Below are 21,510 nucleotides of genomic sequence, written 5' to 3'. Positions count from 1 at the left end.
TCAGTAGGTCAGGCCGTGGCCGAAGGGGTAGAGGACGGTCGAGGGGTCGCCCGCGGCCGGGATGTCGACCGGGAGCTTGCCCGTGGGGGCGACCTCTCCGGCGATGACCCGGGCGACGGCCTGGATTGCGACCGGGCTGTAGGAGTAGGTCGCGAGGTAGGTCGAGGCCTCGGTCAGGTAGGCGATGTCGTACGGGTCGCGGGTGGCGACCACGATGACCGGCTTGCCGGTGGACACGAGCTGCTCGACGAGCTTCCGCTGGCCGCCACGAGGGTCGGTCACGGCCTTGTCCCAGGCCTTCATCGTCGTGACGACGACGGCGTCCTGCGTGGCCGCAGCAGCGACCGCGCCGGCGATCTGGGCGTCGGTCGGTGAGGTGCCGGTCTCCTTGACGCTCGTGGTCGCCCCGTGGGCGGCGAGGCCGTCGGCGAGGGTCTTCGTCGTCGTCGCGCCATACCCGGTGACGAGCACCTTCGTGCCCGCGGTGGCGAGCGGCAGGGTCCCCGCGTCGTTCTTCACCAGGGTGGTGGTGCGGTTGGTGATCGCGTCCGCCGTGGCGAGGTGGGCACGGGTGCCGACGACACGGTCGAGGGCGGTCGGGTCGGCGTAGGGGCGGGTGACCATGCCGCGGTGGACCTTGAGCTCGAGCACCCGGCGCACCTTGGCGTCGAGGTCGGCCCGGCTGATCCGGCCACTCCTGACGGCACCGATCACCGCGGCATACGCATCGTCCATGGCGGGGGTCATGAGGAGCTGGTCGACCCCGGCGGAGAGGGCGCGGACAGCGACCTCCGGGTCGCCGTAGAGGTCACGGACGCCCTGCATGGCGAGGGAGTCGGTGACGATGACGCCCTTGTAGCCCAGCTCCTTGCGCAGCAGGCCGGTCATGATCGGCTTGCTCAGGGTCGCGGGGTCCCCGGAGTCGTCCAGCGCCGGGAAGTTGAGGTGGGCCGTCATGATCATGTCGATGCCGTCGGCGATGGCCTGCTTGAACGGCGGGGCGTCGAGCTGCTCCCACTGCTGGCGGCTGTGCGTGATGACCGGGAAGGCGACGTGGCTGTCGGTCGCGGTGTCCCCGTGGCCCGGGAAGTGCTTCGCCGACGAGGAGATGCCGGCGTCGTCCTGGTAGCCGCGCACCTGCGCGCCGACCATGCTCGCCGCGAGCTGGGGGTTCGAGGAGAACGAGCGGGTGCCGATGACGGGGTTGAGCGGGTTGACGTTGACGTCGGAGTCAGGGGCGAAGTCGGTGTTGACGCCCATCGCCTTGAGCTCTTCCCCGGTGATCCTCGCGGCGGTGCGGGCGTCGTCGGTGCTGCGGCTCGCGCCCAGCGCCATCGAGCCCGGGAACTGCGTCGCCGGGGGCCCGATCCGGGTGACGACGCCCTGCTCCTGGTCCGTGGCGACCTGCAGCGGGATGCGGACCTTGGTGTGCGGCTGCGTGAGCGCGGCCTTTTGGAGACCGTTCGAGAGGGCCGTGATCTGGGGCGGGTTCTGGACGCTGTCGGTCCAGGCGAAGTAGATGACTCCACCGAGGTGGTACTTCTGCACCACCTCCGCCGGCGACGCGACGCCGTACAGGGGGATGTTGCGTGCGTCCGGGGTGGTCGCGTCCTTGCCGTAGACGTTCTGGATGAACAGCTGGCCGACCTTCTCCTCCAGCGTCATCCGCTTGAGCGTCGAGGTGACCCAGCCGTGCTGCCACCCTGGCCCGTGGTCGTTGCCACTGGAGGTGGCAGCTCCCGCGGCCGGGACGACCAGCGAACCGAGGAGCGCCGCACCGGCGGTGCCGGCCACGAGGGCCCGGCGGGTCAAGGGAGAGCTGGACATGGTGCCTCCTGGGCAAGATGTAAACTATTGACGCAATAGGTCGATGATTTGCAACTTACCCACATCCGGACAACCCGGGCAAGAGTTCTTTGCCGAGTCTTGGCCCGTGGGGGATGATGCAGCCATGGCGCGACAGATCCAGTGGCGGGGCGCGCTCAGCGCAGACGGCGCGGGCGACGGGCGACGCCCGGAGCGGCCGGTCTGGCGCCCGGGGAGTCCGGTGGTCCCCCCACGCTCGATCGTCGAGGCCTCGCGCGTCATGCAGTTCGCCGGGGTGCTGAGCCTGCTGGAGATCGGCCGGGCGTTCCTCACGCGGAACGACCTGCGCGCCGCGTTCGCCGGGGAGTCCCGCGCCCAGGGGGCAGCCGTCGGCGCGGACGACCTCGACCGGGTCGTCATGATCAGCCTGACCGTCACCGTCGTGTGGGCGGTCATCGCGGCGGTCACGTGGTTCGTCATGGCCCGCACCACCCTCAGGGGCTCCAGGTGGGGCAGATGGATCGCCTGCGGCCTGCTGCCCGTGGCCATCGGGGCGTTCTTCGGCGGGCTCCTGCCGACGGCGGGCCTGTTCGCCCGGGTCTTCGCCCTGGCCATGCTGCTGCTCGGGGCCTGGGCCCTCGTCCTGCTCTGGCAGAGGGACTCCTCCGCCTGGATCCGCTTCACCACCCAGCCGCAGGACTGACCTGCGACTCAGCGCCGGCGGGAGGCCCCGACCAGCTCGAGCCGTGCGCCCGACGCGCTGTGCCGCGGGCGCGTGGTCCGAGGTCGCGTGGTCCGAGGTCGCGGCGTCGGGACGGGTGCGAGCACCCGCTCGGGGAGGCTCGTGATGAGGTACACCGGGCGCACCGGCCCGACGGGCGGGGGCACCCGGACGGTCGCGGGCGGTGCGGCGGGAACGGCCCCGGACCGCGGTGCGGTGCGCGGCGTCGTCGTCGCGCGCAGTCGGCGGCCGTCGTGCAGCGCGGCACCGACCCCGACGAGGAGCAGGCCGGCGAGCATCACCAGCGCCGGCACCGAGCCGGGCGCCCACCCCTCGTGGGCGACCACGCCGTACGCGCCGCTCCCCCGCGCCTGCGCGCCGAGGCTGGCCGCCAGCGCCGTCACTGCGCTGACCGCGGCGAGCACGGCGCCTGCGACGGCGAGGACGAGAGGACCTCGGGTGCTCTTCACGGCGGCCTCCAGGCTGTTCGGGTCCCGGGACGACGGGTCGTAGCACCTCGGGAGGGCGATCGTCCCTCGGCCGAACGGCTGACTCAACATGCAAATGCCGTAAGCCACGCGTCCAGACGATCCCCCACCGCAGGCCGAGCCGGCCTCACCCCGACCGCTCGGCGCGACGCGGCGCACTCCCACCGCACCGGCGCGGACCGACTGTGGCGCGAACGCCCGGTGGGACGCACGATGGGGCCATGAGCAACGGGGCCTACCGCGCGGCATACGACGAGAGCCTGGCCGACCCGGACGCGTTCTGGGGTCGCGCCGCGACGGCCATCGACTGGATCACCCCACCACCGCGCGTGCTCGACGACGACCGGCCGCCGTTCTACCGGTGGTTCACCGGCGGCACGCTCAACACCTGCTTCAACGCCCTCGACCGGCACGTCGCCGCGGGCCGTGGGGACCAGCCGGCCCTGCACTACGACAGCCCCGTGACCGGCACCGCCCAGACCTTCACGTATGCCGCGCTGCTCGACCGGGTCGCGACGTTCGCCGGCGCGCTCGCCTCGCTCGGGGTGGAGAAGGGCGACCGCGTCATCGTGTACATGCCGATGGTCCCCGAGGCGGTCGTCGCGATGCTCGCGTGCGCCCGGCTCGGCGCGGTGCACTCGGTCGTCTTCGGGGGGTTCGCCCCGGCCGAGCTCGCCGCGCGCATCGAGGACGCGAAGCCGACCGTCATCGTCTCCGCCAGCTGCGGCATCGAGCCGACCCGCATCGTGGAGTACAAGCCGATGCTCGACGCAGCCCTGGACCGCAGCAGCCACAAGCCGGAGTCGGTCATCGTGCTGCAGCGCGAGCAAGCCCGCGCATCTGTCGGTGAGCGCGACACGGACTGGGAGGAGCTCGACTGGGACGAGCTCGTGGCCGATGCCGAACCCGCCGACTGCGTCGAGGTGGCCGCCACCGACCCGCTCTACATCCTCTACACGTCGGGGACCACCGGGCGCCCGAAGGGCATCGTCCGCGACAACGGCGGCCACGCGGTCGCGCTGCGCTGGTCGATGGAGAACGTCTACGGCATCGGTCCCGGCGACTCGTGGTTCACCGCCAGCGACGTCGGCTGGGTCGTCGGCCACTCGTACATCGTCTACGCGCCCCTGCTCACCGGCGCGACCACCGTTCTGTACGAAGGGAAACCGGTCGGGACGCCGGACGCGAGCGCGTTCTGGCGGGTGATCGAGAAGTACGGCGTGAAGGCGATGTTCACCGCCCCCACGGCCTACCGGGCCATCCGCCGCGAGGACCCCGAGGGAGCCCTGATCGCGCAGCACGACCTCTCCTCCCTGGAGACGGTGTTCCTGGCCGGCGAGCGCCTCGACCCCGACACGTGGGAGTGGGCCACCGAGCGCCTCGGCGTCCCAGTCGTCGACAACTGGTGGCAGACCGAGACCGGCTGGCCCATCGCCTCGAACCTGCGCGGTCTCGAACCCATGCCGCTCAAGGCGGGTTCGCCCACCGTCCCCGCCCCCGGGTATGCCGTGCACGTGCTCGACGAGCAGGGTCGCCGGGTGCCGGCGGGCACCGAGGGCGCGATCTGCCTGAAGCTGCCGATGCCGCCGGGCACCCTGCCGACCCTCTGGGGCGACGACGAGCGCTACGTCGCCGGGTACCTCTCGGCGTTCGACGGCTACTACCTCACCGGCGACGGCGGCCTGCTCGACGAGGACGGCTACCTCTACGTCATGGGACGCACCGACGACGTCCTCAACGTCGCCGGGCACCGGCTCTCCACGGGTTCCATCGAGGCGGCGCTCGCGGGCCACGACGCCGTGGCCGAGTGCGCGGTCATCGGGGTGGCCGACGACTTCAAGGGCCAGGTCCCCCGTGGCCTCGTCGTCCTGCGGTCCGGGGTGGACGTCGACGCCGACGGTGAGCGGATCCGCGCCGAGCTCGTGCAGCGGGTGCGCGACGAGGTGGGCGCCGTCGCCTCCCTGCGGCAGGTCGACATCGTGGGTGCCCTGCCGAAGACCCGGTCGGGCAAGATCCTGCGCAAGACGATGCGCGAGATCGCCGACGGGAAGACCCCGAACGTCCCGGGGACCATCGAGGACGCCAGCGTCCTTGAGACGCTGACACCCGTGCTCCGCCCGGCGACCTAACCTCCTGCGTGTGCAGGGAGTCTTCACCGGGTTCGTCACCATTGCCGTCGTCATCGGCGTCGGCGCGCTGCTCGCCCACCTGCGGGTCGTCGACCTCGGCGCCCAGCAGGTGCTGTCGCGGATCGCGTTCTTCGTGGCCAGCCCGGCCCTCATGGTCATCACCCTCGGGCGCGCCGACGTCCACGCGGTGCTCTCGGCCAACCTCGTGGCCTCCGGCGCCGCCGTGGTCGTCTGCGTCGCCCTGTACGCCGCCCTGGCCCGGTGGGTCTGGCACCGCGGCCTGGGTGAGGGCACCATCGGCGCGCTGTGCGCGTCATACGTCAATGCGGGGAACCTGGGCATCCCGGTGGCCAGCTATGTCCTGGGCGACGCGGCCCTGGTCGCCCCGACCCTGCTGCTGCAGCTGCTCGTGCTCCAGCCGCTGGCCCTGTCGCTGCTCGACGCCGACGTGCGCGGGCGTCCGACCTCGGTGTGGCAGGTGGTCGCCCGGCCGTTCCGGAACCCCCTCACCGTCGGGTCGCTCGCCGGTCTCGGGCTGTCGCTGACCGGGTGGACGCTGCCGCCGATCGTGCGCGACCCGCTCACCCTCATCGGCAACATGGCGGTGCCCTGCATGCTCATCGCGTACGGCATCGCGCTGCGCCTCGGACCCGGGCTCGGGCGGGCCGGCTCGGTGGCCGAGCTCGCGACGACCTCGACCATCAAGCTGCTGGTGCAGCCCGCGGTGGCGTGGTTCGTCGGCGCGGTCGTCCTCGGGGTGCACGGGCCGGCACTGCTCGCCATCGTCGTCACCTCGGCGCTGCCGACGGCGCAGAACATCTTCGTGCACGCCAGCCGCTACGACCGGGCCACCGTCCTGGCCCGCGACACCATCCTCATCACCACCGTGGGCGCGGTCCCCGTGATCCTGGTGGCTGCAGCCGTCCTCGGCTGACCCCGCCGGCACCACGCTGCCGGCCGCCGACCGGCCAACGATCACCTCGCCACCGCGCTGGCCACGGTCGCGCTCACCACCTCCAGTCCCGCTGCGAGCGTGTCGTCGGGTGGTGGGGCTGTGGAGAACTCCAGGATCGATCTCACCGATCGCCGAGACTGACCAGATGAACGTGGCAGCAGCCGTGGCTGAGCTGGGTGGCATCGCCCCGCGCAAGCAGCTGTTGCGCGCGGTGACCCGCGGGGAGCTCGAGCGCGCCGTCGCCAGCGGCGAGGTGACCCGGGCGTCCCGGGGCCGGTACGCGCTGCCGACCGACGACCGGACACGACGTCTGGCGCACGAGCTGACGGGGACGGCGGTGCTCATCAGCGCGGCCTCCCACTGGGGCTGGGCGAGGATGTGGGAGCCCCGCCGGCCGCAGATCTGCGTCCCACGCGGACGCAACATCTCCCGCGACGACCGCGCCCAGGTCGACCTGCGATGGCGCACCCTGGCGCCGGGAGACATCGTCGACAGCTGGGTCACCTCCAGGGAACGCACCCTCCTCGACTGCGCCGCCCTGCTGCCCTTCGCCGAGGCGCTCGCCATCACCGACTCCGCCCTCCGGGACCGCTCCGTGCATCCCTCCCAGCTCTCGAACCGGCTGACCGACGTGCCTCGCCTGCACCGATCACGCACCCGACGCGTCTTCGCGCAGGCCTCGCCCCTGGCGGCCAACCCGTTCGAGTCGGCTCTGCGCGCAGTCGCCCTGGGAGTACCGGGCCTCGACGTGCGCTGCCAGGTCCGGATCGACGACGATCGCGGATGGGTGGGCCGGGTGGATCTCGCGGACGAGTCCCTCCGGATCGCCCTCGAGGCGGACAGCATGGAGTACCACGGTGAGCGCGATGCCATGGATCGCGACGTCGCGCGCTACACGAGGCTCACGTGCGCAGGCTGGCTGGTCCTGCGCTTCACGTGGTCGCAGGTCATGACACGTCCGGCGTGGGTTGCCGAGATGCTCGCCAAGGCGGTCGCCCAGCGGGCGCACCTCCGGTCGGCGGCCTGAGCGGGACCGGCCAACGATCACCTCGCCTCCGGCCCGATCCCACATGTGCGCACCACCGCAACGACCGACGCGAGGTGATCGTCGGGCGGTCGCCATACGAGGGGTAAGGCGCGCGGTCAGCGGGTCGTCGCCACAGGAGGGGTAAGGCGCGCGGGTCAGCGGGTCGTCGCCACAGGAGGGGTAAGGCGCGCGGTCAGCGGGAGCGGCGGGCGGTGCCGAAGATCGACCGGGTGATCTCGCGGCCGAGCACGGTGCCGGCAGAGCGCAGGGCCGACTTGAACGCGCTCGACTGCACGACCTGCTCGACGATCCCGGGCTGCTCCTTGGCCGGTCGGGCCGGCTTGGGGGCCGCGGGTGCGGGGGCCGGGGCAGCGGGCGAGGGCGCCGGCGCCGCGGGGGCGGCCGGGGTTGCCTGCAGACGCGCCTGCAACTTCTCGTACGCCGACTCGCGGTCCACGACCGCGGCGTACTTGCTCGACAGCGACGACGCGGCGATGAGGCTCGTGACCAGGGCCGGGTCGGACGGAGCCATCAAGGACTGGGGCGCGATCATCCGGGTCCAGGCCACGGGGGTGGGCGCACCCCGCTCGGACAGCACCGTGACGACGGCCTCGCCCGTGCCGAGGTTGGTGAGGAGCTCCTCGAGGTCGTAGCCGCTGTGGGGGTAGGTCGACACCGCAGCCTTGAGCGCCTTCGCGTCCTCGGGCGTGTAGGCGCGCAGGGCGTGCTGCACCCGGTTGCCGAGCTGGGCGAGCACACCGCTCGGCACGTCCTTGGGGCTCTGGGTGACGAAGAAGACGCCGACCCCCTTGGACCGGATCAACCGCACCGTCTGCTCGATCGCCGACAGGAACGCCTTGCTCGCGTCGGCGAACAGCAGGTGCGCCTCGTCGAAGAAGAAGACGAGCTTCGGCTTGTCGGCGTCGCCGACCTCGGGCAGGTCGTGGAACAGGTCGGCCAGCATCCACATGAGGAACGTCGAGAACAGCGCCGGCCGGTCCTGCACCGCGGGAAGCTCGAGGCAGGTCACCAGCCCCTTGCCGTCGGCCGCGGTGCGGAGCAGGTCGGCGGTGTCGAACTCCGGCTCACCGAAGAACGCGTCGGCGCCCTGGTCGGAGAACGCGATCAGCTCGCGCAGGATGACCCCGGCAGTCGCCGACGACAGGCCACCGAGGCCCTTCAGGTCGGCCTTGCCCTCGTCGGAGGTCAGGAAGGAGACGACCTCGCGCAGGTCCTTGATGTCCAGCAGCGCGAGACCGTTCGAGTCGGCGTAGTGGAAGACCAGTCCCAGGCTCGACTCCTGGGTGTCGTTGAGGCCCAACACCTTCGAGAGCAGCGTCGGGCCGAACGACGTGATCGTCGCGCGGATCGGGATGCCCTGCCCCAGTCCGCCGAGGGACAGGAACTCGGTCGGGTATGCCGTGCCGACCCACTGCTGCCCGACCTCCGTCGAGCGGCTGGTGATCCGGTCGTTGGCCACGCCGGCGGTGGCCATGCCCGAGAGGTCACCCTTGATGTCGGCGAGGAAGACGGGGACGCCCTGGCCGGAGAGCTGTTCGGCCATGAGCTGCAACGTCTTCGTCTTGCCGGTACCGGTGGCGCCGGCGACGAGTCCGTGCCGGTTCAGCGTCGCGAGCGGCACCTTGACCGGCGCGTCGGGATGCGCCGTCCCGTCGATGACCGCGGCACCGAACAGCAGCGCCCCACCGGTGAAGGAGTAGCCGGCGCGGATGGCGTCGAGCTGCTCGGAGGACTGCGCGGACGGGTCGGCACTCGCGTTCTCGGTCACGTTCGGCACTCTAGTGCGGCTCTCGTCCGCTCGGCAGGCCGTCGCGGAGGCGGTCGCACGGCTGGGGCCGCCCGCGGCATACCCCTATGGTTGCTGGGTGATCTTCAAGAAGGTGGGCGAGGGAAAGCCGTATCCGGACCACGGCAAGGACTCGCCACGCGACTGGGCCGAGGTGCCTCCGCGCATGGTGCGCCTCGAGGAGCTGATCACCACCAAGCGGACGCTGGACCTGGGGCAGCTGCTCGCCGAGGACTCGACGTTCTACGGCGACCTCTTCGCCCACGTGGTCGAGTGGGAGGGCAACCTCTACCTCGAGGACGGCCTGCACCGCGCACTGCGTGCCGCCCTTCAGCAGCGACCTACCCTGCACGCGCGCGTCCTCGTGCTTGACTAGCCCCGCAGCAGGTCCCGGTCGGCGACAGGCTGCGCGTCGGGGCGTGACGTAGGCGGAGGTGGGTGTGAGCTACATCGTGGAGTCGGGGGCGTCGAGCTCTCGTCGCGCGAGACGTCGCCGCGCCCTCATCACGCTGGGGATCGTGGCGCTGATGCTGTTCTTCGCCTTCTGGTACGCCTACTCGTACTACCAGGCCTCCGACGAACGCCGCGCGACGCCGCGGCCGAGCTGCACCGCCACGGCCGGACCCGTCCTGCCCGCCGACGTGACCGTCAACGTCTACAACGCCACCGACCGCGCCGGCCTCGCCGCGAAGACCGCCACCGACGTGCGCAAGCGCGGGTTCCGGGTCTCCACCGTGGCCAACGACCCGTTGCAGCGCAAGGTCACCATCGCCGCCGAGGTGAGGTTCGGACCGACCGGGGCGAAGGGCAGCAAGCTCGTCCTCGGCCTCGTCAAGGGTTCGAAGGCGGTCAAGGACAGCCGCACCGACTCCTCCGTGGACCTCGTCCTCGGCGACAAGTACACGAAGCTCACCGCCGCCCCCAAGGTGACACCGACACCGACTGCCACGGCGACCACGACGAAGACCTGCTGACCCCGACGTCGTCAGCGCAGCTCCCAGTCCTCGCGGCGCAGCTCGTACTCGACCTCCCCCTGCTCGCTGCCGGGCACGGGGTCGTCGTGGTGCTCGTGGAACGCGCGGGCGAACTGCATCCCGATGCTCGTCATCGTCGCCCGGGAGCCGGCGTTCACGGCCATCGTCTGCGCGAAGATCCGCGACAGGCCGACCACCTCGAACCCGTGGCGCAGCAGCTCCCTCGACCCCTCGCTGGCGAAGCCCTGCCGCCAGTGCCGGCGCAGGATGCGGTACCCCAGGTCGGCCTCCCCCGTCACGCGATCCTGGCTCGGGCCATGGGGAGGCGTCAGCATCCACAGCCCGACGAAACGGTCCTCCGGCGCGCCCTCGACGGTGCGCAGGAAGCCGACCCACATCCCCAGGCCGTCGACCACCTCCGCCCGCCGGCGCCGCTGCACGTGGTTGCGCTCGACCTCGTCGCGCGTCCTGGCCCGACCCCAGAGGTAGCGCAGCACCTCGGGGTCGGAGTCGAGCTCCACCTCGAGCTCGAGGTGCTCGTCGGCGAGCGGCACGAGGTCGAGGCGGGCGGTCTGCAGCGGGGGCTGGGGCACCACCCCACCGTGCCGCACCCGGAGCCGGCGGGCCACCGGGTTCCGCGCCCCGGCAGCAGGCGCGACCGGGACGTAGGCTCGGACCATGATCACGGTCGAGCTGGCCCGCAGCCTCGGTGAGGGTGGGGTGCTCTGGGAGCCGGTGCCCGGGGACCGCTTCACCATCGACCAGCCGAACGTCCTCGGGGAGGTCTTCTGGATCAGCCACCTCACCATCGACGTGCACACCTTCAAGGGCCAGCCCCTGCTGGGGTTCAACGGCACGACCGAGTGGGCCCTCGACTCCGTCACCCTCGACAGCGCCCTGTGGCTGCCGCGCGAGGACCAGCTGCGCGAGCTGCTCGGCGACCGGTTCGCGGGACTGCACCGCGACGGGGACTCCTGGGCCGTCGAGGTGTCCGGCCCCGAGGGCCCGGCCACCTTCACCGACGCCGACCCCGAGTGCGCCTACGCCCAGGCGCTGCTCAGCATCGTCTGAGGCCCACCGAGAACCTCGCCCCGGCGGTCACCGCGGGACGGTGTGCCGCGTGCCTCAGCCGACGGGCTGGGTCACCGGGACCCCCATGGACGTCGTGGACTCCGTGACCGGGGCCGGGGCGTCCGCCATCCGCTGCGCCTGGTCCTCCGCGGACGGACCGCGGTCCTCGGCCGGCAGGCTCGAGATCACGACGGCCGTCCCGATCATCGCGAACGCCAGCGCACAGCCGAAGCGCACCAGCGCCTCGTTGACCGACAGGTTGCCGCGCAGGACGAGGAAGGCCGCCGGCGCGAACAGCATCGCGCCGAGCAGGACGCTGGACTTGAACCGGCTGGAGCCGTTCGTCGCCGGGGCGCCGGTGGCTGCGGGACGGGACTTCTTGGCCATGTCAGGACACCACGCTCTCCACGACGTCGACGACCCCTGCCGTGGTCAGGCGCAGGTGGCCGCCGAGCTCTGAGTAGGCGAGCACCGCGAGCTGCGGTGCGCCGGGCTCGACGAGGCGGCGGACCGCTCGTCGCAGCGGCTGCGCGCAGACCAGCACGGGCTGGACACCCGACTGCTCGGCGCGCTGGGACACCCGAACGGCCTCGGTGGCGAGGCGTTCGGCGAAGTACGGGTCGACGAGGAGCTGCACCCCGTTCTCGCCGCCGCGCAGGGACTCCAGGAGCCGCTGCTCGAGCCGCGGCTCGAAGGTGAGGACGTGAAGCTCGCCGCCCACCGCGTGCGACGAGGCGATGGCCGGGCCCAGGGCGAGCCGGGCGGCCTCGACGAGGGAGTCGGGGTCGGTGCTGACCCGGGCGCGCAGCGACAGCGCCTCGAAGATGCGGACCAGGTCGCGGATGCCGACGCCCTCGGAGAGCAGCCCGGCGAGGACGCGCTGGACCTCGCCGAGGGTCAGCGGGGAGGGCGTCATCTCCTCGACGACGGCCGGGTGGGTGGCCCGCACCGCCTCGACGAGCAGCTTGACGTCCTCACGACCGAGCAGCTCGTGGGCGTGCTGGCGGACGACCTCGGCGAGGTGCGTCGTGACGACGGACGAACGGTCGACGACGGTGGCCTCGACCGCCTCGGCGCGACCCCGCTGGTGCACCGGGACCCACTTGGCCTCGAGCCCGAAGACGGGCTCCCTCGTCGGGGTGCCCTCGAGCGCGGCCAGGTGGTCACCGATGGCGAGGACCATGCCGGCCGGCGCCTCTCCGCGCGCGACCTCGACGCCGTGCAACCGGATGGCGTACGTGTGCTGCGGGAGGTCGATGTTGTCCCGGGTCCGAACCAGCGGGATGACGATGCCGAGCTCGTGGGCGAGCTTGCGCCGCAACGCCTTGACGCGGTCGAGCAGGTCGCCGCCTGCACTGGCGTCGACGAGGCCGATGAGGTCGTACGCGAGCTCGAGCTCGAGCGGCTCGACGCGGATGTCGTGGGCGAGCACCTCGGGGCTGTCGGCCGACGGGCCGGGCGGCAGGGCGGCGGCCGCCGCGCGCTCGTCCGCGGCCTCCTTCTCCCCTGCCTTGGGCAGCGTGCGGGCGATGAGCAGGGCCGCGGCACCGACGATGAGGAAGGGGAGCTTGGGCAGGCCGGGGATGACCGCGAGGGCCGCGACGGCGACACCGGCGACCTGGATCGGCTGGCGCTGGGCACCGAACTGGGCGACGAGGTCGCTGCCCATGTCCTGCGCGGTGGTGGCACGGGTGACGATGAGACCGGTCGACATCGACATGAGCAGCGCAGGGATCTGCGAGACCAGGCCGTCGCCGACGGACAGCAGGCTGTAGGTCGCGACGGCGTCGCTCAGGCTCTCGCCGCGCTGGGCCACACCGATGATGAGGCCGCCGATGAGGTTGACCAGGGTGATGACGATGGCGGCGATGGCGTCGCCCTTGACGAACTTGGAGGCACCGTCCATCGCGCCGTAGAAGTCCGCCTCGGCCGAGACGTCGGCACGGCGGCGGCGCGCCTCGTCCTCGTCGATCAGGCCCGAGTTGAGGTCGGCGTCGATCGCCATCTGCTTGCCGGGCATGGCGTCGAGGGTGAACCGCGCCCCGACCTCGGCCACGCGCCCGGCACCGTTGGTGATGACGACGAACTGGATGACGACGAGGATGATGAAGATGACGAGGCCGACGATGATCGACCCGCCGACGACGAAGTGGCCGAACGCGTCGATGACCTTGCCCGCGAAGCCGTCGAGCAGCACCAGGCGCGTGGCGCTGACGTTGAGGGCCAGGCGGAAGAGCGTGCCGATGAGCAGCAACGACGGGAAGACCGCGAAGTCCAGGGGCCGCTTGACGTTCAGGGCCACGAGCAGGATCAGCACCGAGAAGGTGAGGTTCACCGCGAGGAGCATGTCGAGGACCACGCTCGGGAGCGGCACCACCATCATCACGACGATCGCGACGATGCCCGCGGGGATGCCGATCTGGCCGATCCGGCTCTTCATCGGACCTCGGCCTGCGCGGGGTGGGTGGTGACGGCAGCTGTCATGGCACGCCTCCTATCGACCCGCACGGCGGGCACCTGAGGATTCGAGCAGGGCCGGCGGTGCCGTGCGGGCGGCGTTGGGGTTGCGGTGGAAGCCTCGCGCGGCGTCGCGCTGGCGCAGGCCCATGACGAAGACGAACACTCCCGCCACCGCGTCATACAGCTCGGCGGGGATCTCCTGGCCGATCTGGCAGCTGCGGTAGAGCATGCGGGCGAGCGGCACGTCCTCGACGAGGGGCAGCTTGAGCTCGGCCGCGTCCTCACGGATCTTGGCCGCGACGAGGCCGGCCCCCTTGGCGACGACGCGGGGCGCGCCCCGGCCGGGTTCGTAGGCGAGCGCCACGGCGACGTGTGTCGGGTTGACCAGGACCAGGTCGGCCGACGAGAGGTCGGACATCATGCGGTTGCGGCTCATCTCGCGCTGCTTGCCGCGGATCATGCCCTTGAGCAGCGGGTCGCCCTCGGAGGACTTGTTCTCGCGCTTGATGTCCTCGAGGCTCATCTTCAGCGACGACCCGATGCGGCGACGCTCCATGACGTAGTCGGCCGCGGCGAGGACCAGCCCGACCGCGGCGATGACGCGCAGGATGCTCAGGGCCGAGCCGGCCGCGGCCCCGACCGACGCACCGAGGGACCACTGGCCGCTCGTGGAGATCTGCTCGGTGATGTCGCGGACGGCGCGGTACCCGATCCAGCCGAACACGACGAACTTGAGCAGGGTCTTCACCAGCTGCCAGGCAGCGTGCATGCCCACGAGGTTCTTCAGGCCCTTGGCCGGGTTGAGCGTCTCGAACTTCGGCTTGAACTTCTTGGCATAGATACGGATGCCGCCCTGGGCGGCGTTGCTCACGAGTGCCGCGACCACCATGGCGCCCATCAGCGGCGCGAGCAGCAGCAGGCTGTGGATGCCGGCCGTCTTGAGCACCTGCATCGCGATCGCGGGATCCGGTTCGACGATGACGCGCTGGAGCTCCCCGAGCAGGTCGCGGAACAGGTCGGCGAGACCGTGGACCAGCTTCGGGACCAGCACCGACGCGACGATGACCGCGACCCACGCGCTCAGCTCCGCGGTCCGCGGGATCTGGCCGTCCTTCTTGGCCTCCTGCTGGCGTTGCGGGGTCGGCTTCTCTGTCTTGGACGCCTTGTCGCTCACGAGCGCGTCCCCATCATCGTGGCCACGGAGACCATGTCGTGGGTCGCCTGGTCCAGCAGCTTGCTCACGGCACCTGGGAGCAGCGAGAACGCCACCCCGGCCAGCGAGATGGCGAGCAGGATCTTCACGGGGAAGCTCATCGCGAAGATGTTCAGGGTGGGCACGGCCCGGCTCACGAGGCCCAGCGCGAGCTCGGCGAGGAACAGCACCACGAGCACGGGTGCGGCGATCTGCAGCGCGCCGGCGAGGAACCGGCCCAGGTCGTCGGTGGCGAGGCGGGCCAGGTCACCGATCGACAGCGGGCGCAGCGGCACCGTCTCGAACGTCATCATCAACCCGCGCACCAGGATCAGGTGGCCGTTGGCGGCGAACAGCAGCGTGATGGCGAGGAGCTGCTGGACCCGGCCGAACATGCTGCTGGAGACGTTGGAGAGCGGGTCGTAGAGGCTGGCGAGGGTGAACCCGCTGGCGAGGTCGATCAGCTCACCGGCGGCCTGGATGGCGGCCATGGCGAGGTGCACGACGAACCCCATCGTCATGCCGACCGCGACCTGCCACAGGGTGGCGCCGACCAGCGACGGCAGGCTGATGGTGGGCGACTGGTCCTTGAGGTTCGGCAGGAGGCACAGCGCCAGGGCGAAGGCCAGCGCGGCCTTGATGCGGGCCGGCACCGACCGGCTGCTGAAGGGCGGGGCGATGGCGAAGAACGCCGACATCCGCACCGTCGCGAGGAGCAGCACCACGAGGGTGTCCGCCGACAGGTTGGCCCGCATCAGCTCAGCAGCTGCGGGAGCATCGTGAACATCGCCTTGGTGAACGCGATGGTCTCCTGGAGCATCCAGTGACCCGCGACGAGGATGACCATGGCGACCCCGATGAGCTTGGGGACGAAGGAGAGGGTGACCTCCTGCACCTGGGTCACGGCCTGCAGCAGCGAGACGCCGAAGCCGATGCCGAGGGCCACGAGGAGCACGGGCATGGAGAGCTTGGCCGCCAGGATCATCGCCTGGAGGCCGATGTGCACCACGTCGGCATCGGTCACTGTCGTCCCCCGTCCCTCAGTGGTAGCTCTGCACGAGGGCGGTCGCGATCAGGCTCCAGCCGTCGACCATGACGAAGAGCAACAGCTTGAAGGGCAACGAGATCAGGGCAGGGGGCAGCATCATCATGCCCATCGACATCAGCACCGAGCTGACGACGACGTCGATGACGAGGAAGGGGATGAAGACGACGAACCCGATGATGAACGCCGACTTCAGCTCCGAGAGCACGAAGGCGGGGATCAGCGTCGTGAGCTGGACGTCGTCGGGGGTGGCCGGTGCGGCCTGGTCGCTCAGCTTGACCATCGTCGCGAGCTCGGCGGGACGCGTCTGCTTCATCATGAACTCGCGCAGCGGCTTCACCCCGGCGTCGAACGCCTGGCTCTGCGTGATCTCGCCCTTGAGGTAAGGCTGCACCCCGGAGTCGTTCATCGCCGACAGCACCGGCGACATGATGAAGAGGCTGAGGAAGAGGGCCAGGCCGGCGAGCACCTGGTTCGGCGGGATGGTCGTGGTGCCGAGCGCGTTCCGCGTCAGGGACAGCACGACGATGATCTTGGTGAACGACGTGCAGAGCACGAGGATCGCCGGTGCCACCGAGAGCACCGTGAGCAGCAGGATGATGCTGACCGTCTGGCTGGGCTTGCCCAGGCTGGGGTCGACCTCGACGGAGACGCCACCGGTCGACGTGGGCGACGGGGTGGGGGTGGGCGCGGCGACCAGCGAGGGTATGGCGCCGGGCACCGAGAACGGCGTCGTGGCGGCGAGCGCGGGGGTGGCGGTCCGAGCCGTGGCGGCCCGGACGCCGGTGACCGAGCCGGGGGCCACGGACGCGACGCCGACCTGCGTCGAGGAGGCGGCCGCGGACGGTGCGGCCTGGGCGACGGCGCCCGACAGGCCCACCGCCGAGAGGGTGAGCAGTCCCACCGCGACACCGCGGCGCAGCCAGACGGCTCCGGCAGGACGCCGGAGCGCGCGGGAGAGCTCAGCCACGTCGGCTGATCCCGGTCGCGCCGAGGACGACGGCGGCAGCGTTCCACGGCCACCCGGTCGGTGCCTGGGCCGCCCGACGCGTCGCGCGGGAGTCGACCGGGGTGACGATGGTGCGCGACCGACGTGACCGTCGGCTCTGCGCGGGCTGGGCCAGCTGGAGGGCGGGGGCCGCCGGGACTGAGTGGAGACCCTGCGCCGACTGGAGACCCTGCGCCGACTCGAGGGCCTGGGCCGACTGGAGGGCCTGGATCGCGTGCAGGGTCGGCACCGCCTGGGCGGACCGGTGCTGGCGGCGGGGGCGGGCGGCGGGCGCGAGCGCGCCGAGGGACAGGCGGCGGGGCCGGTTGGCCCTGCTCGCCTCGCGGGCGGCGCGGGCGCTGCTGCGGGTCTGCAGGCCGGCGGCGACCAGGGCGCGGTTCTCGGCCTCGGCCCAGGTGGCCGAGCGCGCAGGGGTGACGGCCGGCGCCGCGACCGGGGCGGTGAGGGGCGCCGACCAGGCCTGGGCGGACGCGGAGGGATCGAACGGCCCCGCAGCGGACGCACCGGGGTCCGACGCGACGAGCGGGTGGGCGGCGGGCGTGACCGGGGCACCCGGGGAGACGGCAGGAGCGATCGACGAGACGCCCGCGGGCAGCACCGAGCGCACGACGGACAGCGGCGGCGTGGCAGGGATGACGTCCTCGTCGCCGAGCTCGCCGAGGACGGTGACCCCACGGTCGGTCACCCCGAGGACCATGACCTGCGAGCCGACCTTGACCACCTGCAGGGTGGAGGCCTTGCCCAGCGAACGACGGGACAGCACCTCGACCTCGACCGTCGAGCGACCCGGACGGCCGGAGCCGAGGCCGCGCTTGGAGGCCCAGCGGGCCAGCATGACGAGGAGCACCAGCACGACGGCGAGCGAGACGAGCAGGCGCAGGACCGCCAGCACGACCGAGCCGTCGGTCATGCCCGGCCCCGCGCGTCAGCCTCTGCGCTGACGACCTCGGTGATCCGGACGGCGAACTCCTCGTCGACGACGACGACCTCGCCCCGGGCCATGAGCGTGCCGTTGACCAGGACGTCGACCGGGCTCCCGGCCGCGCGGTCGAGCTCGAGGACGACACCGGGGGCGAGCGACAGCACCTCCTGGACCTTCATGCGCGTCCGGCCGAGCTCGACGCTGATGCCCATCTCCACGTCGCGCAGCAGGTGCAGGCGGCGCGGGTCGACGTCGGCGAACGGCGAGCCACCCACCAGCGGCTGGAAGGCAGCCGCGGGCGCGGGGACACCCTCGAGCGGCACGTCGACCGGCGCGTCGACCGGGGAGTCGGCGACCTGGGTCTCGTCAAACTTCATGGTGTGTCCTTCGGGTGGGGCGGGGATCAGGGGGTGACGATCTGGGCGGCGAGCCGCTTGCCGTGGCTGCCGGGGGTGGCCGAGGCGACAGGGACGCCGTCCGCGGCGACGAGGAGCGGTTCGGCCACGGGGTGGCGCAGCGGGACGATGTCGCCGACCGCGAGCGAGAAGACCTCCGCAGAGGTGAGCGTCACCTCGCGGAAGGCCACGGTGACGTCGATCTCGACCTGCTGGAGGCGGGCCTCGACCACGCGGGCCGCAGCCAGGACGCGGCTGTCGGCGGCGGCCACGGCCGACAGCGCGTCGACGGACGCGAGGATCGGCTTGAGCGTGGCGAGGGTCATGCAGAGGGTGGCGGTCGCGGCCTGGTCGCCGATGCGCACCTCGACCTCGCTGGCCACCACGGGGTCCGCGGGCACGGCGACCTGGAGGAACTGGGTGTTGGACTCGAGCGTCTCGAGGCCGGCCCGGACGGGCGCCAGGCTCTCGAACGCATACGTCAGCTCGGCGGCGACCCGCTGCACGAGGTCACGCACGAGGGTGGTCTCGATGTCGCTCAGGGCACGGATCGGCTGGACCCTGCCGCCGGCGCCGCCCAGCAGCCGGTCGATGACACTCATGACCACGCCCATCGGCAGCTGGAAGAGCGCGGTGCCGGGCTGCTCCTCGAAGGAGAGGACCGCCAGGAGGCTGGGGTTGGGCACGGTGCGGATGTACTCGTCGTAGGTCACCTGGCGCACGGAGAGCACGCGGGCGTGGACCACGGTCCGCAGGGTCGTCGAGAGCACCGTCGACAGCTGACGGGCGAAGGTCTCGTTCGCGACCTGCAGGGCCCGCACCCGCTCACGACTGAGCCGGCCCGGACTGCGGAAGTCGTAGGACAACGGCTCGGCACTCACGAAGCCCCAGATCGGCAGGTGGGGTGCCCACCTGAGGCTTTGTCCAGAACCCGGCCGAAAGGACGACCCCACGAGGGAGGCGGCTCTGGCCGGGTGACCACCGCCGCGGTGGGCGGCGGTGCGGTGGAGCTGTTCGGGTTGGGGGCGCGTGGACGGGGGACCTCACGCGTCCCCACCCGGGTCAGGGGGTCATTGCATGACGAACTCGGTGAGGTACACCTTGAGGACCTCGCCCTCGTACCGGTGCTTCACCTCGGTGTCGAGCGCCTTGCGGGCGGCCTCGCGCCCCTTGGGTGCCAGGAGCTGGGCGTACGTGCGCTGGCCGAAGATCTGGATCGCCGCGTCGCGCGCCTTGGCGCCGTTGAACTCGTCGGCGCCGTGACCGGCGCTCGCGTCCGCGGACAGCTGCAGGGACAGCCCGACCTTGAGGAAGCGGCCGTCGGCGAGGTTGAGGGTGAGCGGCTCGAGGTCGGCGACCTTGCCGGGCACGGGGACCTTCGCGGCGGCGGTGTCCCCGGAGGGGCGCAGGAAGAACCAGTACCCGGCGCCGCCGAGGACGAGGACGCCCACGACGATCATGATCAGGAGCTTCTTGCTCTTGCCCTTGGGCTCGGGGGCGGCGGCCACAGGGGCCGGCGCGGTGGCGGTGGCGCTCATGGTCAGTCTCCTGGGATGGACGGGATGGACGAGGCGGACTTGGAGGTGGTCTGCACCGTGGACTCGGGCAGGGCGTGCACGACGATCGCGACCCGGCGGTTGCGGGCCCGGCCGGCGGCCGTGGCGTTGGAGGACAGCGGGCGCTGGTCGGCGTACCCGGAGGCCGAGATCTTCGAGCCGGCGACCCCGCGGCTGAGGACGTACCGCAGCACCGTGGTCGCCCGCTCCGTCGACAGCTCCCAGTTGGAGGGGAACTGGCCCGTGATCGGCACGTTGTCGGTGTGCCCCTCGACGGTGAGCTCGTTGGGCAGGGTCTTGAGGATCGGGGCGATGGCGTCGAGCACCTTGCGCCCCTCGGGCCGCAGGGTCGCCTCGCCGGCGTCGAACAGCACGCGGTCGGTGACGACGTTGACGACGAGCCCGTGGTCGCGCACCTGGAACTGCACCGACCCGGACAGGCCCTTGGCCGCCAGCGACTTCGCGATGCGGTCCCGGATGGCGGTGAGGTCGTCCTTCTGGGACTTGCCGGTACCGGTGCCGGCGCCCTTGCCCGCACCCTTGCCCGCGTCGGAGGCCTCGCCCGACGTGCTGGGCTTCACGAGGACCGGGACGATGCTCTCCGGGGGCGTCGGACCGATTGCCTTGCTGTCGGGCTGGCCCTGGACACCACCGTTGAGGATGCCTGTCGACGCGGACACCGCCGCCGGCTCACCGAAGTACTGCTCGAGCCCGTTCGACAGGGCGATGAGCTTGGCCTGGTCGACCTGGCTGATGGCGAACAGCACGATGAACAGCGCCATGAGCAGGGTGATCATGTCGGCGTAGCTGAGGAGCCACCGCTCGGCGTTCTCGTGCTCGGGCTCCTCGTGCTCCTCGGCCCGGCGGCGACCGCCACCGGCCCGGGCGCTCATGCGGCCTCGGCAGCGACGTCGCCACCGCCTCCGTCGGCCAGGGCTGCGCGGAGCCGCTTCTCGACGACCCGCGGGCTGGTGCCCGACTGGATCGCGAGGACGCCCTCGAGCAGCAGCTCCATGTGGGCGATCTCCGCCTCGCTGACGCGCTTGAGCTTGCTCGAGATCGGCAGCCACATGACGTTGGCGCTCATGACGCCCCAGAGGGTGGCGACGAAGGCGCTGGCGATGAGCTCGCCGAGCTTCTCCGGTGCGCCCAGGTTGCCCAGGACGTGGATCAGGCCGATGACGGTGCCAATGATGCCGATGGTCGGCGCGTAGCCGCCCATGTCGGCGAAGAACTTGATGCCGAGCTTGTCGCGCTTGCGGCGGGTGGCGATCTGGGTGTGAAGGACGTCGTAGATCTCGTCACCGTCGGTGCCGTCCACCGTCATCTCGATCCCGTCCTTGAGGAAGGGGTCCTCGATGCTGCGGGCCCGCTCCTCCAGGGCCAGCAGGCCCTCGCGGCGGGCGGTGTCCGCCATGGAGACGAGCTCGGCGACGACCTCGTCGCTCTTGGGCTCCTTGGCGGTGAACGCCAGGGTGAGCTGCTTGAAGATCAGCCCCATGTCGGTGATGAACCCACCGGCCATGGCGGCACCGATGCTGCCCACGAAGACGAGGATGATCGGCGGGAGCAGGAGGATGGAGGTCGGCGAGGCGCCCTCCATGATGAGGGAGGCGACGACCGCCCCGAAGACGACGACGATGCCGAGAAGGGTTGCGATCTCCATCTCAGATGTCCGAGTCCCGGACGGCGTGCAGGCCTGCGCGCTGCGACGGTGAGTGCTGGACGAAGTCGGCGGCGGAGATGACCGCGGCCCGGAAGTCGCGCACCTCGGCCACGACCTGCTCGACCGACTCGGTCACCACGTAGCGCGTCCCACCCACGAGGGTGATGACGGTGTCGGGGGTGGCCTCGACCCGCTCGATGAGGTCAGGGTTGAGTGCGAAACATGTGCCGTTTCGGCGCGTGACAGCGATCATGGTGCGTCCGTCCTTGGGTCCAAACAAGCGCGAC

General features: G+C 71.6%; 24 protein-coding genes. 7 read left to right on the top strand and 17 right to left on the bottom strand.

Annotated features, from left to right (window positions below; genetic code table 11):
- Positions 1 to 1,827, bottom strand: coding sequence for a glycoside hydrolase family 3 protein (locus ASC58_RS18060; RefSeq protein WP_082553435.1), 1,827 nt, complete (start codon positions 1,825 to 1,827; stop codon positions 1 to 3).
- Between the two features lie 124 nt (positions 1,828 to 1,951).
- Here ASC58_RS18060 and ASC58_RS18055 point away from each other — a divergent pair, with 124 nt between their 5' ends.
- A complete protein-coding gene (locus ASC58_RS18055) occupies positions 1,952 to 2,509 on the top strand; it encodes a hypothetical protein (RefSeq protein WP_157581425.1) in 558 nt (185 codons plus the stop codon).
- An 8-nt stretch (positions 2,510 to 2,517) separates the two neighbouring features.
- Here the strand turns inward: ASC58_RS18055 and ASC58_RS18050 are convergent, their stop codons facing one another.
- Positions 2,518 to 2,997, bottom strand: a complete 480-nt coding sequence (locus ASC58_RS18050; protein WP_157598567.1) for a hypothetical protein — start codon at positions 2,995 to 2,997, stop codon at positions 2,518 to 2,520.
- A gap of 239 nt (positions 2,998 to 3,236) precedes the next feature.
- Between ASC58_RS18050 and ASC58_RS18045 the strand changes: the two genes are divergently transcribed.
- The 3 genes from ASC58_RS18045 (at position 3,237) to ASC58_RS18035 (ending at position 7,126) form a co-directional block, all read left to right on the top strand.
- Positions 3,237 to 5,144 (top strand): propionyl-CoA synthetase, encoded by a 1,908-nt coding sequence (locus ASC58_RS18045; protein ID WP_056915824.1) that lies wholly within the window; start codon positions 3,237 to 3,239, stop codon positions 5,142 to 5,144.
- Between the two features lie 10 nt (positions 5,145 to 5,154).
- Positions 5,155 to 6,078, top strand: a complete 924-nt coding sequence (locus tag ASC58_RS18040) for an AEC family transporter (protein ID WP_056920257.1) — start codon at positions 5,155 to 5,157, stop codon at positions 6,076 to 6,078.
- A 166-nt stretch (positions 6,079 to 6,244) separates the two neighbouring features.
- The gene (locus ASC58_RS18035; RefSeq protein WP_056920256.1) at positions 6,245 to 7,126 is read left to right on the top strand and encodes a DUF559 domain-containing protein; all 882 of its coding nucleotides are present in this window, start codon (positions 6,245 to 6,247) and stop codon (positions 7,124 to 7,126) included.
- Positions 7,127 to 7,319: 193 nt separating this feature from the next.
- Here the strand turns inward: ASC58_RS18035 and ASC58_RS18030 are convergent, their stop codons facing one another.
- Complete coding sequence (locus ASC58_RS18030) at positions 7,320 to 8,915, bottom strand: helicase HerA-like domain-containing protein (RefSeq protein WP_056920438.1); 1,596 nt, start codon at positions 8,913 to 8,915, stop codon at positions 7,320 to 7,322.
- A 97-nt stretch (positions 8,916 to 9,012) separates the two neighbouring features.
- Between ASC58_RS18030 and ASC58_RS18025 the strand changes: the two genes are divergently transcribed.
- Together ASC58_RS18025 and ASC58_RS18020 are read left to right on the top strand one after the other, a co-directional pair.
- Entirely contained in the window at positions 9,013 to 9,309 is a 297-nt protein-coding gene (locus tag ASC58_RS18025) for a type II toxin-antitoxin system VapB family antitoxin (RefSeq protein WP_056915827.1), read from the top strand.
- Between the two features lie 64 nt (positions 9,310 to 9,373).
- A complete protein-coding gene (locus tag ASC58_RS18020) occupies positions 9,374 to 9,907 on the top strand; it encodes a LytR C-terminal domain-containing protein (protein WP_056915828.1) in 534 nt (177 codons plus the stop codon).
- Positions 9,908 to 9,918: 11 nt separating this feature from the next.
- On the opposite strand, the gene ASC58_RS18015 is transcribed toward ASC58_RS18020, so the two are convergent.
- Positions 9,919 to 10,587: a GNAT family N-acetyltransferase gene (locus ASC58_RS18015; RefSeq protein WP_235529308.1), complete on the bottom strand. Its 669-nt coding sequence runs from the start codon at positions 10,585 to 10,587 to the stop codon at positions 9,919 to 9,921.
- Between ASC58_RS18015 and ASC58_RS18010 the strand changes: the two genes are divergently transcribed.
- Positions 10,586 to 10,978 carry a hypothetical protein gene (locus ASC58_RS18010; RefSeq protein ID WP_056920255.1) on the top strand — a complete coding sequence of 131 codons (393 nt, stop codon included), beginning with the start codon at positions 10,586 to 10,588 and terminating at the stop codon, positions 10,976 to 10,978. The two genes, ASC58_RS18015 and ASC58_RS18010, sit on opposite strands and share 2 nt — an antisense overlap.
- A gap of 54 nt (positions 10,979 to 11,032) precedes the next feature.
- Here the strand turns inward: ASC58_RS18010 and ASC58_RS18005 are convergent, their stop codons facing one another.
- From ASC58_RS18005 to ASC58_RS17945, 13 genes are all read right to left on the bottom strand, one after another.
- Positions 11,033 to 11,365: a hypothetical protein gene (locus ASC58_RS18005; RefSeq protein ID WP_056920254.1), complete on the bottom strand. Its 333-nt coding sequence runs from the start codon at positions 11,363 to 11,365 to the stop codon at positions 11,033 to 11,035.
- A gap of 1 nt (position 11,366) precedes the next feature.
- Complete coding sequence (gene flhA, locus ASC58_RS18000; RefSeq protein WP_056915831.1) at positions 11,367 to 13,418, bottom strand: flagellar biosynthesis protein FlhA; 2,052 nt, start codon at positions 13,416 to 13,418, stop codon at positions 11,367 to 11,369.
- A 54-nt stretch (positions 13,419 to 13,472) separates the two neighbouring features.
- Positions 13,473 to 14,612, bottom strand: a complete 1,140-nt coding sequence (locus ASC58_RS17995) for a flagellar biosynthesis protein FlhB (RefSeq protein WP_056920253.1) — start codon at positions 14,610 to 14,612, stop codon at positions 13,473 to 13,475.
- Entirely contained in the window at positions 14,609 to 15,385 is a 777-nt protein-coding gene (gene fliR, locus ASC58_RS17990; RefSeq protein ID WP_056915833.1) for a flagellar biosynthetic protein FliR, read from the bottom strand. The genes ASC58_RS17995 and fliR overlap by 4 nt, the downstream gene beginning before the upstream one ends.
- Complete coding sequence (locus tag ASC58_RS17985) at positions 15,385 to 15,654, bottom strand: flagellar biosynthetic protein FliQ (protein ID WP_056915834.1); 270 nt, start codon at positions 15,652 to 15,654, stop codon at positions 15,385 to 15,387. The genes fliR and ASC58_RS17985 overlap by 1 nt, the downstream gene beginning before the upstream one ends.
- A gap of 16 nt (positions 15,655 to 15,670) precedes the next feature.
- On the bottom strand, positions 15,671 to 16,645 hold the full coding sequence (gene fliP / locus ASC58_RS17980; protein WP_235529307.1) for a flagellar type III secretion system pore protein FliP: 975 nt from the start codon (positions 16,643 to 16,645) through the stop codon (positions 15,671 to 15,673).
- A complete protein-coding gene (locus tag ASC58_RS17975) occupies positions 16,638 to 17,594 on the bottom strand; it encodes a flagellar biosynthetic protein FliO (protein ID WP_056920252.1) in 957 nt (318 codons plus the stop codon). The genes fliP and ASC58_RS17975 overlap by 8 nt, the downstream gene beginning before the upstream one ends.
- The gene (gene fliN / locus ASC58_RS17970; RefSeq protein ID WP_056915836.1) at positions 17,591 to 17,983 is read right to left on the bottom strand and encodes a flagellar motor switch protein FliN; all 393 of its coding nucleotides are present in this window, start codon (positions 17,981 to 17,983) and stop codon (positions 17,591 to 17,593) included. The genes ASC58_RS17975 and fliN overlap by 4 nt, the downstream gene beginning before the upstream one ends.
- A gap of 26 nt (positions 17,984 to 18,009) precedes the next feature.
- Positions 18,010 to 18,882, bottom strand: coding sequence for a flagellar motor switch protein FliM (locus ASC58_RS17965; RefSeq protein ID WP_056915837.1), 873 nt, complete (start codon positions 18,880 to 18,882; stop codon positions 18,010 to 18,012).
- 189 nt (positions 18,883 to 19,071) lie between these two features.
- Entirely contained in the window at positions 19,072 to 19,539 is a 468-nt protein-coding gene (gene fliL, locus ASC58_RS17960; RefSeq protein WP_056920251.1) for a flagellar basal body-associated protein FliL, read from the bottom strand.
- A 2-nt stretch (positions 19,540 to 19,541) separates the two neighbouring features.
- On the bottom strand, positions 19,542 to 20,450 hold the full coding sequence (locus ASC58_RS17955; protein ID WP_056920250.1) for an OmpA family protein: 909 nt from the start codon (positions 20,448 to 20,450) through the stop codon (positions 19,542 to 19,544).
- Entirely contained in the window at positions 20,447 to 21,223 is a 777-nt protein-coding gene (locus ASC58_RS17950; protein WP_056915840.1) for a motility protein A, read from the bottom strand. Before ASC58_RS17950 ends, ASC58_RS17955 begins: the two co-directional genes overlap by 4 nt.
- A gap of 1 nt (position 21,224) precedes the next feature.
- The gene (locus tag ASC58_RS17945) at positions 21,225 to 21,476 is read right to left on the bottom strand and encodes a flagellar FlbD family protein (protein ID WP_056915841.1); all 252 of its coding nucleotides are present in this window, start codon (positions 21,474 to 21,476) and stop codon (positions 21,225 to 21,227) included.
- Between the last annotated feature and the right edge of the window lie 34 nt (positions 21,477 to 21,510).

The organism is Phycicoccus sp. Root101, assembly GCF_001426245.1.
Lineage (GTDB): Bacteria > Actinomycetota > Actinomycetes > Actinomycetales > Dermatophilaceae > Pedococcus.
The sequence above is the reverse complement of the archived record's forward strand: the minus strand, read 5'-3'. Positions and strand labels throughout refer to the sequence as shown.